The sequence below is a fragment of the Curtobacterium sp. ISL-83 genome (assembly GCF_018613895.1).
GTDB lineage: Bacteria > Actinomycetota > Actinomycetes > Actinomycetales > Microbacteriaceae > Curtobacterium.
On the sequence record NZ_JAGGPH010000007.1, the window covers coordinates 623,136 to 640,133 of the forward strand.

8 protein-coding genes, 1 tRNA gene and 1 pseudogene are annotated in these 16,998 nt (G+C 65.0%); 7 read left to right on the plus strand and 3 right to left on the minus strand.

Annotated elements, in window-relative coordinates; translation table 11 throughout:
• Positions 1 to 6: 6 nt before the first annotated feature.
• On the minus strand, positions 7 to 972 hold the full coding sequence (locus J7E22_RS07495) for an SGNH/GDSL hydrolase family protein (RefSeq protein ID WP_214980324.1): 966 nt from the start codon (positions 970 to 972) through the stop codon (positions 7 to 9).
• A gap of 142 nt (positions 973 to 1,114) precedes the next feature.
• On the opposite strand from J7E22_RS07495, the gene J7E22_RS07500 reads away from it, so the two are divergent.
• A tRNA-Ser gene (locus J7E22_RS07500) sits at positions 1,115 to 1,204 on the plus strand.
• Positions 1,205 to 1,623: 419 nt separating this feature from the next.
• On the opposite strand, the gene J7E22_RS07505 is transcribed toward J7E22_RS07500, so the two are convergent.
• On the minus strand, positions 1,624 to 4,821 hold the full coding sequence (locus J7E22_RS07505) for a LamG domain-containing protein (RefSeq protein WP_214980326.1): 3,198 nt from the start codon (positions 4,819 to 4,821) through the stop codon (positions 1,624 to 1,626).
• Positions 4,822 to 5,574: 753 nt separating this feature from the next.
• Here J7E22_RS07505 and J7E22_RS18155 point away from each other — a divergent pair.
• From J7E22_RS18155 to J7E22_RS07530, 4 genes are all read left to right on the plus strand, one after another.
• Positions 5,575 to 11,478, plus strand: a complete 5,904-nt coding sequence (locus tag J7E22_RS18155) for an RHS repeat-associated core domain-containing protein (protein WP_214980328.1) — start codon at positions 5,575 to 5,577, stop codon at positions 11,476 to 11,478.
• Between the two features lie 9 nt (positions 11,479 to 11,487).
• On the plus strand, positions 11,488 to 12,087 hold the full coding sequence (locus J7E22_RS07515; protein ID WP_214980330.1) for a hypothetical protein: 600 nt from the start codon (positions 11,488 to 11,490) through the stop codon (positions 12,085 to 12,087).
• A gap of 323 nt (positions 12,088 to 12,410) precedes the next feature.
• Positions 12,411 to 13,085 (plus strand): hypothetical protein, encoded by a 675-nt coding sequence (locus tag J7E22_RS07520; RefSeq protein WP_214980332.1) that lies wholly within the window; start codon positions 12,411 to 12,413, stop codon positions 13,083 to 13,085.
• Between the two features lie 465 nt (positions 13,086 to 13,550).
• Complete coding sequence (locus J7E22_RS07530) at positions 13,551 to 13,952, plus strand: ankyrin repeat domain-containing protein (protein ID WP_251008752.1); 402 nt, start codon at positions 13,551 to 13,553, stop codon at positions 13,950 to 13,952.
• Positions 13,953 to 14,753: 801 nt separating this feature from the next.
• Here the strand turns inward: J7E22_RS07530 and J7E22_RS07535 are convergent.
• Positions 14,754 to 15,566, minus strand: a pseudogene (locus J7E22_RS07535) (IS481 family transposase); the annotation flags it as partial.
• Positions 15,567 to 16,093: 527 nt separating this feature from the next.
• Here J7E22_RS07535 and J7E22_RS07540 point away from each other — a divergent pair.
• Complete coding sequence (locus J7E22_RS07540; protein WP_214980334.1) at positions 16,094 to 16,438, plus strand: hypothetical protein; 345 nt, start codon at positions 16,094 to 16,096, stop codon at positions 16,436 to 16,438.
• 291 nt (positions 16,439 to 16,729) lie between these two features.
• Positions 16,730 to 16,852: a hypothetical protein gene (locus J7E22_RS17885; protein WP_285439847.1), complete on the plus strand. Its 123-nt coding sequence runs from the start codon at positions 16,730 to 16,732 to the stop codon at positions 16,850 to 16,852.
• Positions 16,853 to 16,998 lie beyond the last annotated feature (146 nt).

Genomic DNA, 16,998 nt, shown 5'->3' on the forward strand with positions numbered 1-16,998 from the left:
TCGAGGTTAGGCGGCTCCGCCGACATCCCCGGCGTCAGGAGCGGCGTGGTCCGGCAGCGAGACCGACCCCGTCACGCGCTGCCGCAGCCGTTCGACGGCACCGGGACGGCCGAGGTGCTCGATGCCGTCCGCGCCGTCGAGGTCCTGCTCGGCGCGGGCCGTCGCCACCGACCCGGCTTCGCTCCCGAGCTCTTCCGCTTCGCGCGCGGACAGGTAGTGCCGGATCGCGGCGACGGTGTCCACCCGGGCGTCGACCGCCGGCTCGAACGCGCTCGCCCAGATCTCGTACCCGCGGTCGTTCGGGTGGAACAGGTCCCCGTAGCTGTTGAAGAAGGTGCGCCGGACGCCGACCCGCTTCGTGATGACGTGCAGTGGCGCGACCGTGAGGCCGAGTTCGTCCGCAACGCGGTGCACGATCTCGTTCGCGACCGCGACCTTGCGCTCGCGATCCGGCACGAACATGCACGGCAGCTCCGCCACGATTGCGTGCGACGGCACCGCGCTGTAGATCTCGCGGAGGTTGCGCTCGAACTTGTCCGGGTCGAAGTCGGCGATGTCGTTCGCACCGATCGACACCGTGCAGATGTCGGGCGTGTAGTTGCGGAGCTTCGGGAGCTGGTCCTTCTTCGCGCCCCACGTCGTCGAGCCCGAGACGCTCAGGTTCACCACCCGCACGGACATCTGCGACCGGTGCCGGATCCGTCGGGCCAGCAGCCCAACGTAGCCGCGAGCGGGTGCCGTCGCGCCGACCCCCTGGGCAGCGGAGTCACCGATCGCCAGGTAGGTGATCTGCCCCTCGTGCTGCAGGTGCTCACGCCACCAGTCGGCGTGCACGGGGAGCATGTCGACCACGCGCTGCGATGCCGCTCGTTGCCCGCGGATGCCGGCACGTGCGCCGAACAGGCCGGCACCGACGACGGCGAGGCTGCCGGCGATCGATGTGGTCAGGGCGACGATGGTGCGGGTTCTCATGCAGCCGACGGTACGCGCGCCAGATCGTGCCGACCTCACGCTCCGCTGGGCTGTGGATGAAGGGTTCCGAGGCCCCTCCTGTGGAGGGTGGGCCGAGGTCGGGCGGTGCGTCGGGCCTCCTGGATCGTGTAAACTCTCTCCCGGTACCGTGTCCGAGCGGCCGAAGGATCATGTCTCGAAAACATGTGTGGGGGCAACTCCACCGTGGGTTCAAATCCCACCGGTACCGCCACGGGGTAGGTCGTGGATCGTCTCGCCACGATGCATGACCACCTCGAGAAGAAGAGCCCCTGACCTCGGTCGGGGGCTCTTCTCGTTTACGGGTACGGGTGCGGGTTCGCGGCTCCATGGAGGTTGATCGGGGCTCCCAGCCTTCCGTCGGTGCCGGACTCTGGATCGCGTGGTGTCCGTCTTCGAGTGCGTCGTCACATGGTGGACGGACCGCGGTGTGCGTGGGCGGAGCGCTTTGAAGCGTCGGTGCGACGAGCTATCAGGAGAGGGTTCGGGGGGCCCTTGGGCCTGGCGCTCGCGTCGCGGTAAACGACCGTCCCGCTTGACGTGCCCCAGATCTTGAGCGCTGACGCACCGACCCGTGCGCGACGAGACGGGAAGAGCCCCAGGCATGGGCCCGGGGCTCTTCCCGTGGGTGTGTCAGAAGCCCCCGGTGAGGTTGCCGCTCGACGAAAGGTTGGTCATCTGCGTGCTGGAGACGATGCCCGGGAACACGACTGGGTCGAGGACCTGACCGGCGAAGAGATCCCCGGTTTCGCCGTTGACCATTGCGGAGCCGACCATGAACGGTCCCGTCGGTGCAGTGTCCGACGTCGGGAGGCTGAAGGGGGCCACCGCGTTGGAGTTCGTTCCCGTCGCGAGGGCGCCGTTCACGTACAGGCGGAGTTGATGGTTCACGGCGTCCCATTGGAGGGCGACGTAGTTCCAGTTCTCTCCGGGTCCATCGCTGAGTGCGAACGAAGACGTTGCGCATGCCGATGAGGAGGCAGTCTGCGCTTTGATGCATCCTTCGAGGAGCGTTCCGTCGACCTTGATCAGGAACGTGTACGTCGAATCGCTGTTCTGTGACACGGCGGTGTAGGCGTGGTGAGCTGCGCTCGCTTCGGCAGGGTCGATCCACGCCGCCGCCGTGAAGCTCTTCGTCGTGTCGACAACGGGGCCCGTTGTGGCCGTGACGGTTTGCTCGGCGAAGTAACCGAGCAGCGATTCAACGGTTCGGCCTTCACAGTTCGCCGAGTGGGAGTCGAAATGGTCCGCGCCGCTGTAGCAGCGGTACACGGCCACAGGCTTCAGGGGTGCGGGGACGGCGCTGGCGGTCTTCCACGCGTAGCCGAGCGCGGAACCAGTTGCACCGGTGCCTTCGCAGGTGCTGGAGCTGGACGTCATGTTGCCGTTCGAGACAGCGCACGAATACAGCGCCGTCAGCCCGGTCCCCGTCTGTCCGGGGGAGAGGAGGTCTCCGAGACTCATCTCGAAGTGCGACCCGGAGGGCGCGCTGCCGTTGATGACTGCGGAGTGGTAGTCGCCGTTGAACCGGTTGATGCTGACCAGTGGAACGGACGAGTTGAAGTCCAACCCTCGTGTGGCGTGCGGTCCGTTGAACGTTCCCCCCGGAAGCCCGGTCGTGGTGTTCCCACCGACGGTGAGAGGTACGGGTGAGACGGTGTTGCCGTCGTCGAGGGTGGTCGGTGCCGTCTGGCTGCCCACAGTCCACGCGTGACCGGTGTCGATCGCTACTGCTGGGTCGTTGGCAGCATTGTCGAACTCGAGTCCCGTCGATGCCGAGTGTCCTGCTGCATCGACGGACACGTTGCCGGCCTTGTCGTAGGTGGCCACCCAAAGTGTCGACGTGGTATCGGTGGGCGCGAGGGTCAATGTCGCAGAGGTGCTCGACGTGGCGCAGATGCCGGTGACCGGGCCGTTGGCGAAGGTGCAGGTCGTGTCCGACTGTGGCGTGATGGTGGCCGGCGGTAGCGGTGCAGGTGACGTCAGGGCAGTTGAGGTCCACCAGTAGGCCACGGTCCTGATCGCATCGGTGGCAGCGTAATTGATCGTGACGCTGACGGGCTTCCCGATCGTGGAGGAGGACAGATCGGGGCTCGTCACCTGAGGCAGCGATGGGCCGGCGTTCTTCACCGTGAAGTAGCACCACGGCGACCAAGGGCTGGAGTCGTGCCCGTCGTTGCTCATCGCACGGTAGGCAAGGGCCGTGGGCGTGTTCGAATCGAACGTTCCCTTCGGAAGTACTGCGGACTGTGTCCCTTGCGCAGCAGACTGCACGGTGAGGGCCTTCAGGCGGGTGCTGAGGGCGTTCGTTGCAGCGATTTCGAACGTCGACGTCAACGTTCCGGGGTCCGGGTCGGACGCGTTCATCTGCAATGTGATCGACTGCGCATGGTTGTTCACAAAGGACGGCGCGCTTGGGCTGGTGGCGCAGCTCCGCTCCGGCGACGTCATCTGCAGTGCGGTGGGAGTCCGCGGCGGGTTGTTGTAGGTGACGGTGAGGCGGGCGTTGTTGTTGAAATGCTTCCGAGAGATGCTTCCCTCGTCGGTCGATCGCAGGCCGATCTGGAAGGTGGAGCTCTTCGCGGCGGCGATGTCGGTCATACCGTTTGTGACGTCCCAGCCGACGCTCGTCGGGGAGATCCCGCACCCGCCGGTGGAGGTGAAGTTCTGGGTGTCGAGCTTCTCGCGCCAGAGGTTCGGGTCGCCGTTCCAGGTGAACCCTGCCGTTCCGGGCCCGTAGCGCCACGCTTCGACGGGGACCGCGCTGCAGCTGTACGTTGCGACTGCGCCGAATTGTGCGGTGAGGATGTGCTTGCCGGCGAGTGCCGCCGTGTTGAACTCCCAGAAGGCACGGGACAGGTAGGTCGTGCCGTCCTGCTGGGCGTAGCCGACGCTCTGGTAGCCCGCGGGGGAGCCGTCAAGGTAGGACTGGGTCGGGTAAGCGCGGTCGGTGAACCAGAAGTGCTGCTGTCCTGCGGACCAGTCCGGGTCGATGTAGAGGGGGTAGTCAGCGTTCGCAGTCGGCGCCTGTGCAACGTCGAGCGTGATCGAGTCGCCGCTGGCGGTGTGGGGAAGCGGCTTCGGGATCGCGGCGCCTCCCGGCCCGTCCTCGTCGCCAGCGTGGGAGGAGTCCCACCAGGTCGGCTTGGACGCGGTCAGCGCGGAGCCGTCCGCTGCGGTTGCCGTTGCCGCTGTGGAGGATTCCTTCACGTCGGCCCCGTGCAGGGCCAGCTCGACCGCCTGCAAGTCCGGGTTCGCCGCCGCTTGTTCGTCCTTGACGACGAAGACCTCGCTCATCCCCGTCGCGGTTGCCTCCAGGCGGAGGTCGACGCCAGGCAGGACATCACCGTACGTCGCGTCGGCGCCGTCGAGCGTCGGCGTCGGAAGGTCTCCGCCGTCCGGCCAGGCTTCGGAAACCCATTGGCCGGTAGGAGTCTGTACGCGGGCGAGGACGTCGCTTCCGCCATCGGAGAACTGGACGGGTGAGAGCGTCGCGGCGGGCTCGACCCAGTCACCGTTCTGCTGCAGATCAGTGTCGATCTTTACCCACTCGCCGTCCTGCTGCACCCGCGTGGGCTCGGTGGTCTGTGTGAGCTGCAGCGTGCCATCGGGTTCAGCGGTGACCTGTGAGGTCGGTGTTGTGGTGCCTTCAACGACAACCTCGTTGCCAGAGGCTTGCGCATCAGCGGAGGCCGCCTGCTCCGGTGTTTCGGAGGCCGAAGAGGCAGCGGTGGTGGCCGTTTCTGTTTCCGCGTGCGCTGCTAGCGGTTGTACGGCGAATGCGATCGCAGCGATCGCGGTGATGACGGATACGGAAAGCGAACGCCGCAAGAGGACCCCAACCTTTAAAACGGTGGTCCGGAAGTTTCCGGACGTCGAAACCGTAGCGATTCCAGGGAAATCTCCGTGGCCCACTTACGGGGGGTCTACGGAGTGCTTGCAGCCGCACTTCCGCGTCAGTTCGCCTCACGCCGTCTGGAAAGTTTGAATATGAACGTGCTTAAAGGATTGTTGGGTGGAGCGGCGGAATCCTGCGGAATCCGGCAGGTCCACCCCTGTTTGGGGGGTGGATTCCTGTGACGAGTCTCTCGCTAACATTCAACTGCGCTGAACACGCGTTTTTGCGCACAGATGGAAAAAGGGGAAGCTGTGCGAACTCGTCGCGTGCGCAAGTATTCACATCGGAGCGCGGTCGGGCGGGGAGCTTGGTTCAAGCTTCCCGCGATTCCCGCAATCGCGATCGCAGCGCTCGCGGGCTCGCTGCTGACGCCCGTGGCGAGCGATGCTGCAACATTCCCGCTCATCGCCGATCTCGGGAAGCCCGTTCCCGGGCATACAGCGGCCGCGGTTCCTTCCTCCAGCAGGGGCGCGTCCTCGACCTCGCCAGCGACAGTCGAATCGAATGTTCCCGCTGTCGCGCCTGTGACAGTGACCACTCCGCCAACGCGGGTGGAGTCGCTTCGACTCCACGCGTTGACCGGGAAGACTGAGACGGTCGGCCGAGGCCGGTGGATCGACGTCGACGATTCCGGTATCAAGGTGGCTTCTGCGCAGTCGGAACGGACCGCCGACAAGCCTTCGAAGGTGACCGTCGGGGTGCTCGGCAAGACAGAGCTTCGGAAGCAGCACCTGAGCGGTCTCGTCGTGAGCGTCAAGCGAGCCGATTCACGGTCCGGAAATGGCTCGGTCGCAGTGCAGATCCCGCGGAAGCTGCTGGTCGAGGCGGGTGGCGCCGACTTCGCGAGCCGGGCACACTTCGTCGAACTACCGGCGGACGGCAAGAAGACCGTCACCGCCGTTCCCATGACGACGTCATCAACGTCAGCGACTCTCGCGCCCACCGTGAGCAACCGAACCATGTTGCTCGCCGCGACTGGAAGCGCGACATCCTCGAGTGGCACCGGGTCCTTTGCTGCGACCCCGCTCAAGGCATCCAGCACCTGGGACGTTTCGGCGCAGACCGGGGACTTCTCGTGGCAGTATCCGCTCGCCGCCCCACCAGCAGCAGCGGGGCCGGCACCAGATCTCGCGCTCTCCTACGACTCGCAGGCAATCGACGGGGAAACCGGATCGACGAACAACCAGCCGTCCGCGGTCGGTGACGGATGGGACCTCGCCGGCGGCGGGTTCATCGAACGCCAGTACGTCTCCTGCTCCCAGGACGACGGAGCTTCAGGCGCGATCGCCACCTCTGGCGACCTGTGCTGGAAGGTCGACAACGCGACGCTCTCGCTCGGCGGTCACAGTGCACCGCTCGTGCGTGACAAGAGCACCGGTACCTGGAAGCTGCTCTCCGATGACGGGTCCCGCATCGAACACCTCGTCGGGACAGCGCAGGGCTGCCAAGCGAACGGCACCTACGACACGGACTGCTGGCGGGTGACCACCGGCGACGGCACTCAGTACTACTTCGGCCTCAACCGGCTTCCTGGCTGGGCGTCCGGCAACGCGACCACGAACTCAGCGTGGACTGTGCCGGTGTACGGCAATGACGCCGGCGAACCGTGCCACTCAACCACCTTCGCAGCGTCCTCCTGCGTGCAGGCATGGCGATGGAACCTCGACTACGTCGTCGACGTCCACCAGAACGCTGAGGCTCTCTACTACAACGCAGAGACAAACAGCTACGGGCAGAACGGTGCCGGCGCGACCTCCTACGTCCGCGGAGGCCAGCTCAACCACATCGACTACGGACTCACCGCGTCGAACGTGTACGTGGCCAACGCCGCATCCGACCGAGTGACCTTCGGGTACGACGCATACGGCCGATGCGACGACACCACCCACACAAACTGCACCAAGGAGACTGTCACCGGCGCCGCCGTGAAGCCGGCCACACCAGCCGCCTACCCGGACGTCCCGTTCGATCAGCTCTGCGCCTCGAGCTGCACCGCGAACCCGGTCCCCACGTTCTGGACCGACGCGATGCTCGACACCGTCACCACGGCAGCACGCACCGCTACGTCCACTTACACGACAGTCGACAGCTGGACGCTCTCACACTCGTTCCCGGCGCCTGGCGACGGCACAAATGCAGCACTCTGGCTCACCCAAGTGCAGCACACCGGTTCCGGCGGGCAGACCGCGATCACGGAACCGGCCACGAAGTTCTCAGGTGTCACCATGCAGAACCGTGTGTGGGCCGTCGACGGCCTGGCACCGCTCGACAAGTGGCGGATCTCCTCGATCGTCGACACCACCGGCTCCGTCACGACAGTCAACTACTCCGCCCAGGACTGCCAACCTTCCGAGGCCGCAGCAATCGAAGCAGGCGCAGCGACGAACACCAGGCGTTGCTTCCCACAATGGTGGACTCCGCAGATCACCCCCGCGGTCGCGCCGAAGATCGACCTGTTCCACAAGTACGTCGTGACCAGCGTCGTCGCGGACCCGAAGACGGGCGGCGGTGCAGACCGGCCGCAGGTCACCTCGTACCTGTACACCGGAACGCCCGCCTGGCGGTACAACACGTCCCCGTTCACCCCGGACAAGAACCGCACCTGGTCGGTCTACGCCGGGTACAACACCGTCGAAGTCCGAGAAGGTGATACCAGCAAGCCCGCCACCGAGAAGACGACTGACTACGTCTTCTACCAAGGCATGGACGGCGACCGTGCGTCCACAAGTGGGGGCACCAAGACGGTGACGGTCACCGGCGACGCCTCCACCCCCGACTCGGCATGGCTGGCAGGCAGCACCCGCGAGACGAAAACCCTCAACGGGGTGGGCGGGGCCGTCATCGACGACGCCGTCAACACGCCATGGGCATCCGCCCCGACAGCAAACGACGGCACCAACAGTGCCCGGCAGCTGGGCGACGGCAGCAGCGTCGACACACAGCCGACCAGCAGCGGCGTGACCCGCAGCGAGCGGATCACCACCACCCATGACAGCGACGGCAATCCCATCACCGTCAGTACCGTCTCCTCCGACGCCGGCAGCACCTGCGAGACCACCGACTACGCCCCCGACAACACCACCGCATGGATTCGAGGACTTCCGCAAGAACAACGCACCGTCTCCGTCCCCTGCGACCAAACACCGTCGCTCCCCGATGACGCCGTGTCAGACGTCCGAACCAGCTACGACGGCAACACCTTCGGCGCCACGCCCACCAAGGGCGACGAGACCAGCACTCAAGAGGTCGACAAGTACGCCGGGTCGACTCCGCATTGGGTCACCAGCGCCTCATCGGGCTATGACGCGCTCGGCCGCGTCACGTCGACCACGGACGCGCTCGGCCGGACCGCCACCACCGCGTACACGCCGGCGACCTCCGGACCGCTGACGAAAACCGTCACCACGAACCCGTCCCCGTTCAACTGGGCGTCGACGACCACGATCGACCCGACCCGCGGATCGGTCCTGTCCGAAACCGCGGCCGACGGCAGCGTCACGACCGCGACCTACGACGGGCTCGGCCGGCGGAGCAACGTGTGGCTCCCGCAGCGACCACAGGCGTCGAATACAACATCTCCGTCCATCGCCTACGCCTACTCGGAGACCCAGGCGGCTCCGCTTTCCGTCGCCACGACGACGGTCATGGCGCACACCACCGCCACCACCTACCAGCTGTACGACGGGCTCGGACGTCCCGTCCAGACGCAGTCGTCGTCGCCGTCCGGCGGGACCGTCGTCACCGACACGCAGTACGACCCCGCCGGGAACGTCTCGCTGACGAACAACCCGTACTGGACCGTCTCCGTGAACCCGTCTGGGAAGCTGTTCGTCCCCGAGAGCCAGCAACAGATCGGCTCGAGCACACAGAACATCTACGACGGTGCCGGTAGGCAGACCGCAACCGTGACGAACTCGCTCGGAAACGAGCGGTTCCGAACCTCAACCGCGTACCAGGGTGTCGACGAAACGGACATCACCCCGCCGTCCGGCGGGACGCCGACGAGCACGTGGACGAACTCCCTCGGTCAGAAGACCAAACTCGTGCAGTACCTCGCGTCAACCCCCAGCAGCAGCGCCGTCAAGCAGGCGACGACGTACGGGTACGACAACCGAGGGAACATGACCTCGACCGTCGACCCTGCCGGCAACACTTGGACGTGGACGTATGACCTCCTCGGGAACAAGGTCCAGTCGGTCGACCCCGACACCGGCACCACGACGTCGACCTACGACCTGGCCGGTCGGCAGCTGACGACCACCGACGCGCGCGGGCAGACGACGGCGTTCGTCTATGACGCGCTCGACCGGAAGACCGCCGAGTACGCCGACGCCACAACCGTCGGGGCGCTCCTCGACAGTTGGACCTGGGACACCGTCAAGAAGGGACAGCTGACCTCCTCCAGCAGCTACACCGGTTCCATCGCCGGGACTCCCGGCGCCGCCTACACAGAGGCCGTCACCGGCTATGACGCCGGCAACCAACCGACCGGCGCGACGACAACGCTGCCCGCGTCCACTCCTGGCTTCGGCGCGTACAGCTACAACGTCACGTACACCTACAACCAAGACGAATCCCTCAACAACGAGAACCACCCCGCGGTCGGCGGTCTCGACGCCGAACGCGTCGGCTACAGCTACGACGGACTGGGCAACATGTCCAGCGTCACCGGTACCGCCGCCTACGCCTCCGCGATCTACACCAGCCTCGGACAGCTCGCGCAGATCAACCGCGGCGGGAACCTCACGAACTCCTCCGCCTATGGCTACGACCCCGCGACCGGCGCTGTGACTGAGATCAAGGACATCTCCGGAACCGGATCCGCAACCGCCGTGCAAGCCGATCGCACCTACACGCGGAACAACGCTGGCACGATCACCTCAGCTGCCGTCACCGGAGCGGCCGGCACGGAGACGCAGTGCTACTCCTACGACCAACTCCAGGAGCTCACCGAAGCGTGGACACCGAACACGAGTAGCTGCGCGACTGCCCCGTCCAAGGCGGCGCTCGGCGGACCCGCCGCTTACTGGAACAGCTACACGTACGACACCGCAACCGGCAACCGCGCCGCCGTCACACAGCACGGGGTCGGCACTGCTGCGGACCAGAGCAGCACGTACTCGTACGCAGCCGCTGGATCGACGAATCCCCATGGGGTGCAATCGGTAGCGGATGGCGCGTCCGGAACAGTCGACGCCTACGGTTACGACGCCGCCGGGGACACGACGACGATGCCTGGCCAGACGTTGACGTACGACGCTGACGGGCGAATCGCCACCATCACAAACAACGGTAAGACCCAATCCGACGTATACGACGCCAACGGCACGCTCCTCGTGCAGACCGACCCGGACGCAGGGACGACGCTGTACCTCGGGAACACCGAAGTGCACAAAGCAGCCGATGGCACCGTCACCGCCACCCGCACCTACTCCCTCGGCAGCACCGCCGTCGACGAACGCACCACCGAAGGTGGCAGCAACAAAGTCTTCTCGCTCGACACCGACATCGACGGAACCGCGGACCTCGAAGTCGGGGCCAGCGACCAGTCGATCACTCGACGATGGGTCGACCCGTTCGGCAACGAACGCGGCACCGCAACGGCATGGTCGTCACCGCACGGGTTCCTCAACAAGAGCGAATCCGCACTGACTGGACTCGCGCAGCTCGGAGCACGCGCCTACGACGCGACCCTCGGCCGGTTCCTCTCCGTCGACCCAATCTTCGCGCCAGACAATCCCCAGCAAGACAACGGATACAGCTATAGCGCGAACAACCCCATCACCAACGCGGATCCCAGCGGCGCGTGCTACCAGGCCGGCTCCGACTCCATCGACTTCCACACCAACTGCTCCACCGGGCCCGGCCACAAGACAACGCACGGCAACATCGCGGCGCCTGGAACGTCAGGCGGCCACTACCACGCGCCGGCAGCAGGGTGGGCTTCCCGCCCCCGACCGACCCCGTCACACTCCGGCGGGGGATGCTCGTACGACGGCGGGACGCTCTACTGCGCGCCGACGCACAAGCACAATGCGCTCGCGCCCTACAGCCAGGCGAGCAACGCGGCGAAGGATGCCGAGGAGAAGCGCCAACAGCGGATGGCCGACATCCAGCTTGCAATGAGCCTCGACTTCACGGCGACGGCTTCGGACGACTTCTTTGCAGCCTGTATGGGCATCGATTCTGATGACCCATACTGCGGTTTCTTTACATCCACAGAAGCCGGCGCGGAGGCAGCGTCGCTCGCACTCCGCGATGCTGCCGAGGCCAAGCGCATTGTGATCGACTCGAGTAAGTATCCGGAGAGTGCGGCCCACGTCAGAGCTGCCCAGGAATCTGGACACGCGAAGACGCTTACAATTGACCGCGGCGGCGCAAAGGTTCGCAGGCAGGCCGCTCTCAGAGGAACCCCGACCAAGTCCGGTTACGATCGCGATGAATATCCGCCGGCGATGTTTGCAGAGGGAGGGTCCGGAGCGAGTGTGCGATATGTGGACCCAGCGGACAACCGGGGAGCCGGTTCGAGCATGGGGCGCCAATGCACCGGCTTGCCAGATGGGAGCGTCGTCTCCGTCACGGTCTGCTAGGTTACCTTCATGTCGACCTGGGTAGAACAGCTGGCTTCCATTGGTGGTCCGGAGATAGGATCGCGGGAGTCAATACCGGTAGGGCATCCTGTATTGCTCGCGAAAGACGGATTCGTAGCATTCGAGTCGGCCTTGCGGGTGTTCCCGAGCGCGATGCTGGCAGGCTGGAACTCTGAAGAAGGTTGGCGCGCACGCTATCCTTCTATCCCGTCCGACGCGGTCTGCTTCGCCTCAGATCTGTTCGGGAATCAGTTCGCAACCGCGCCGAACGGCGTGCTTCGAATCGATGTCGAATCTGCTGAGGTGGAAGTATTCGCGGACTCTCTCGAGGAGTGGGCTCAGATCCTCCTTGAGGACTATTCGGTACATACCGGGTACGCGCTGGCGCACGCTTGGCAGGCGACGGAGCGTCCCCTGAAGCCCGGAGAGCGGCTGGCACCGCTGCTCCCCTTCGTTCTCGGCGGCGAGTACAGCACAGCCAACCTCTCCGCCCTCGACGAGGCTGCGGTCATGGAACGATTTGGTCGCTTCGCTCAGTCGCTCGAGGAACTCCCGGATGGGGCCGAGGTCACCTTTGACGAATCGCTGTACATCGTTCGTGCGCTTTGAGAGAGAGCGCTAATTGAAAGTAAGCATGTTTTGCGGGATAGCTGCCGTGGGCCGTATAGGCGAGTAGGAGAGTTCACAGTTGTTGGCTGATGCCCGTTCGGAGGAGCGTCTCTAGGCGGGCAGTGGTGCCGACACGGTGCTACGTGTCTGACGCGGCTCCTCGCCCCGGAAATGGAACGACCGAGCCGCGCCCCCTCTGTGTCAGGGGCGGCGATACCCGCCTTCGTCGACTGATCGTCTCGATCTGATCCCGACAGGCGCAGACTTGGAACCGGGACCCCACTCGCCGGCGCCGCCGGCCACGACCTGAAGTGATTGCTGCCATGAGCACGAAAGCGCTTCCCCCCGGAGCCGCGACTAACAAGTTCGCTGACCTAGCAGGATGCTGGGCAGACCTCCGTCTCACGACCGCGCTACTCACTGCCGCACGAGACGTCGACCGTGCAGCAGACGATGCCGCGACCGTCATCTCGGGCCTGGGCGAAGCGGCGATCATGAGCTACGCCCGATGCTTCGGCAAGGGCCGTCGAGTGCACCTCACCGAGCGGGTGGTGCCCGAGGAGTCCCGGATCGTCCACCGGATCGTTCTCGCGCTGCGGGACAAGTTCACTGGCCACGCCGTCAACGCAATGAGCCAAGCAGTGGTCACCGGGCAGACAGAGAACTGGCCCGACCGTACAAGTATTCGAGGCCTCGCCTTCCGGGCCCACGTGCAACGCAGCCTCGTGATCGACATGATGCTGCTTGTAGCCACCGTGCGAGACGCACTGGCCGATGAGATCGAGGCGGCGAGACTCGAGGTGCAAATCGCCCACGAGCAGATCGCAACATCAGACCTTCTCCGGCTAGGCGACATCCGTGTGCTCGCCACGGCTGCACCAGGCTTCGACTTCGTGGCAGCCCGACGGGCAGGGCAATCCAGTGGGCAGATTCAGATCCCCGTGATCGACACCGGGCAACAGGGAGGAGAACCTGCCGCGACCATCACCATCGTCTAGCACGGAGAAGCTCAGATGGATCCGCGACGGCCCCCGCTGCCACCGCCGACCTCCTCAAACGCACGATCCGAGGTTTGGGCGCACGCCAGTGCCGACGAAGCCGTCGAGGTGCTCCTTCAACGGGGCAACCCCACCCCGTCGCAACGGGGCGTCGAGGGAGCAGAGGAACCCTCCCCTGAGCAGGGCTTTCTGCGGAAAGGGGAAAATGGGGGCGGACCCAGGGGGGAACCCAGGGCACAAGCTCGATAGCCGGCCCTCCGATCGGCATGACAGCAGGGGCCACCGAGACCTGCAAATGACCCGCCACGGGGTAGGTCGTGGATCGTCTCGCCACGATGGATGACCGCCTCGAGAAGAAGAGCCCCTGACCTCGGTCGGGGGCTCTTCTCGTTTACGGGTACGGGTGCGGCATTATCAGATCGAAGACCCATCCAGTAACCGTAGTCACCGATATGAGGCACCCCATTGATTGACGAAGTAGGCAAGCTTGAGCGAACGCCGTTGCATGACGCCGCGTTGCAGAACAATTCAACGGGTGCTCTCCAGCTCATTGCGGCTGGAGCCGTCGTTGACGCTCCCGACTATCTACAATTCACGCCTCTTCACTTTGCTGCGCAGGAATTCTCTGTAGAGGTCGCAACGATCCTGCTCGATGCCGGGGCGCAAGTGAACGCGCGCAACGTATATGGGAACAACCCGCTGTTCACCGCCGTGTTCAACTCTCGAGGCCGCGGTGAGCTAGTGCAGCTGCTTTTGAGCCGCGGAGCGGATGCGGCCGCGGTTAATAATGCCGGACAGTCACCTATCGGTCTTGCGCGTCTAATTGGCAACTACGACGTCTTGCAGTTTTTTGAGGATGAACGCTAAACGACCGCGTTCGCCGGGTCAGTGCGGTCACGAGTATTCGTCGCCGATAACGGCTCAACGCGCGGTGCGCCACGCTCCGCCGCCATCGCGTATACGTAAAAGCACCCCGCCGGTGGCGAGACCGTCGGGTTCACGGCCACGGGGCTTCGAGAAGCTTCGCGACCAGATCAAGAATACGCGATCAACCCGTACCTCGAAAAGGCAACGACGCGAGGGCGCCGTGTCGGGGTCGACGAACAGACGCTCGTCGTCATCATGCCCGTCGTCGCAGCGACGCGTCGGAGGTGGCTTTTGGGACCACGTGGCCGCACCGACGTGCACCCGACCTCCGTTACGACACACGTCCCGTCGTCGTAACGCTCCGGCTGGGTACCGGGCGGACGCGCTAACCGGGTGCGAGGTTTCGATGGGTGCGGCCGCTGTGGCAGTTAGGGCGCCTGCCGGGGCACGCGTTCCGCTTCGTCATACGGGGCGATGGAGCGCCATTGCCGTTCCTGATCCATCCATGCGGTGCGTCGTAGGCGGCGGACGTGGAACGCGAGCGTCCTGGCGAGGAGGAGCGCGATCGCAGCGCCGTATGCCACCCGCGTTCCGACGGCCCTCGACCCCAACAACGCCGACCGGTACGCGTACCCTGGCGACGACCCGATCAACTCGAGCGATCCCGCCGGACGCAGCGTCGGATCCGATTCGGTCGACCTCGGATACCAAGCGTTCGACGCCTTCGGGATCGGCCACGCGGCCGCTCAAGGCGACGGTGAAGGCGTCGCCAAAGGCGCCGCGGGACTCCTCGTCGGTACGCTAGTTGTGATGTCCAGGCAGGTTGTTGAGTCTGCTGATGGGTGGGCCTCCGATGGCGGAGTGGGTCCTGTGGTGATTGTAGAAGTGCAGCCAGCCCGGGAGCGCCCTTCGGCGTTCGGTCTCTGATCCGTAGAACCGCGCGTATGCCGAACCCTCACCGAGGGTGCGTTTGAACCGCTCGATCTTTCCGTTCGTCTGCGGCCGGTAAGGGCGGGTCTTCTTCGGTGTGATCCGGAGTCGATCGCAGGCGTCAGCCCAGGCGTCAGCCCAGGCGTCAGCCCAGGCGTGGGACTTGTAAGCGGAGCCGTTGTCGGAGAGCACGCGCTCGACTGTGACACCGCGATCGGCGAACCAGGCAACCGCTCGTTCCAGGACGCCGATCGCGGTGATCGCCTTCTCGTCGGCGTGGATCTCTGCCTAGGCGATGCGGGAGTCGTCATCGATGACGGTGTGCACGAATGCCAGACCCATCAGAGGGTCTCTGGTCGCCGATCGTGGTTTGTCTGGTGCCGCTGCCCGCTTCTTGTCGCCCTGCTGCTTCCCCACGAACCGCCAGCCACCACCGTCAGGAATGTTGCCGAACTTCGTCACGTCCACGTGGATCATCGCGCCGGGAGCGTTGTGTTCGTAACGCCGGATCGGTTCACCGGTGATCCGGTCGATGTGCGAGAGCCGGTTGATGCGACACCTCACCAGGACGGCGTGCACTGTTGACGCCGGCAGGCCGAGCTCGCCGCTGATTTGCACCGGCCCGAGGCGGCGCCGCCACCTCGCTTTCACGATCAGTTTCACCAGTTCAGGCGGCGCTCGGCTTAACGTATCGAACCCAGCAACGAGCAAGCGTCTATCAAGCGCTCGGCGCCTTCGCCGCTCGAGACCTTGCGCAGGCGAGAGATACCCTCGCCGCATTCGCCTCTCTGCCAAGACGGTTGCAGCGCCGCAGACAGGACCCAGCACGGCACAACGTCTTCGTTCTCCTATGGGCGGTAGAGCGGCTTTCGCTCATCCGCGGCGCAGCGAGCACAGCGCTTGCTACCCAAGAAACTGGCGCGCCCTCTACGCACACGTCGACTTGATCATCGCTACGGTGAACGCTGCGATGCTGTACTTAACTGGCAACTTCACCGATAGCGTCGACCGGGCAAAGGTGTGCTGGCATCTCTCCCCGATGCGAAGACGCCGTGGAACCGCGTGCATCGGCGGAAACCTGCCGCTCGTTCTCAGGCCTGAAATCACCGCCGCGGACAGAGTCCCAGGAACCGGCGCCGAAGTCTGCATAAGGGCGGGCGTACGATCGACATCAACATCCCGAACAAGCCCCCACAGAAAGTGCATATCAAATGAGCCTCGAAGCTACAGAGCTCTACATACTGCGGGAGGCGAAAGGGGACTGGATATACGCTCGATACTTTTATGGTCCTTTTGTCTCACTTCCGCTCGCGACTCGGCACCTTGCCGCGCTCGGACTCGCGCAGAGCATGCTCGCGAGGAGGCTCCTAAGCGTCGGAGACCTGAATGAGGCAGGCTTCAATGCTTGGCCCATTTCTGTCGATGCAAGTTTGTTCAGGCTTGCCCGCACGTGGCCCAATGGCGCGGCCCAAGAACCCGGGCTTGGGGAAATTGGGTGGTTCGACATCACACCTGAAGGTGCAGCGATGCTCGAGCGCGAGATGCTGGCAGGTTGACCTACCCAGTCTGGTACAACCCGAGCGCGTCGTCATCACCCCGCCCTCAAAGGGCAGCTTCACCTCCTATGACCCCAGGTGCGAACGAACTTTGCCTTCTTGCCGTCTTTCTGGGGTCGGGTGAGGCGCGCCGCTAGGACGGCGCCGCTCGTGCTCACCGAGTAGGGCGGTCACATGTCTAACGACTACGCCACCGCGTGGGACTTGCTCTTGGCAAGGCGATCGGCGCAGCACAGACTCGCTCTACCGGGAGCATTCACACATCGACCGCATGACGTTGACCAACGGCTGATGGCCGTCCAAATTACTGCGCTGCTGTCGATCGCGCAGGAGCTCTCCGACTTCCACCCTCAGAACGCCACGGTCATGGTCGACGGACAAGAGACGAACGGCTGGAGGCTGCCCGCAGTCTGAACGAGGGACGGGGTCGCGTCCAACGACAGCGTCAGTCAGGCGGAACCGCAGGTGGCGAGAGCGGCAACGCGACGACGACGTAGGCCGCCGCTATCACTCGCGGCACTTTGACCGCGGACGCGCAGTGTGTCCTGCGGTCTGACGAG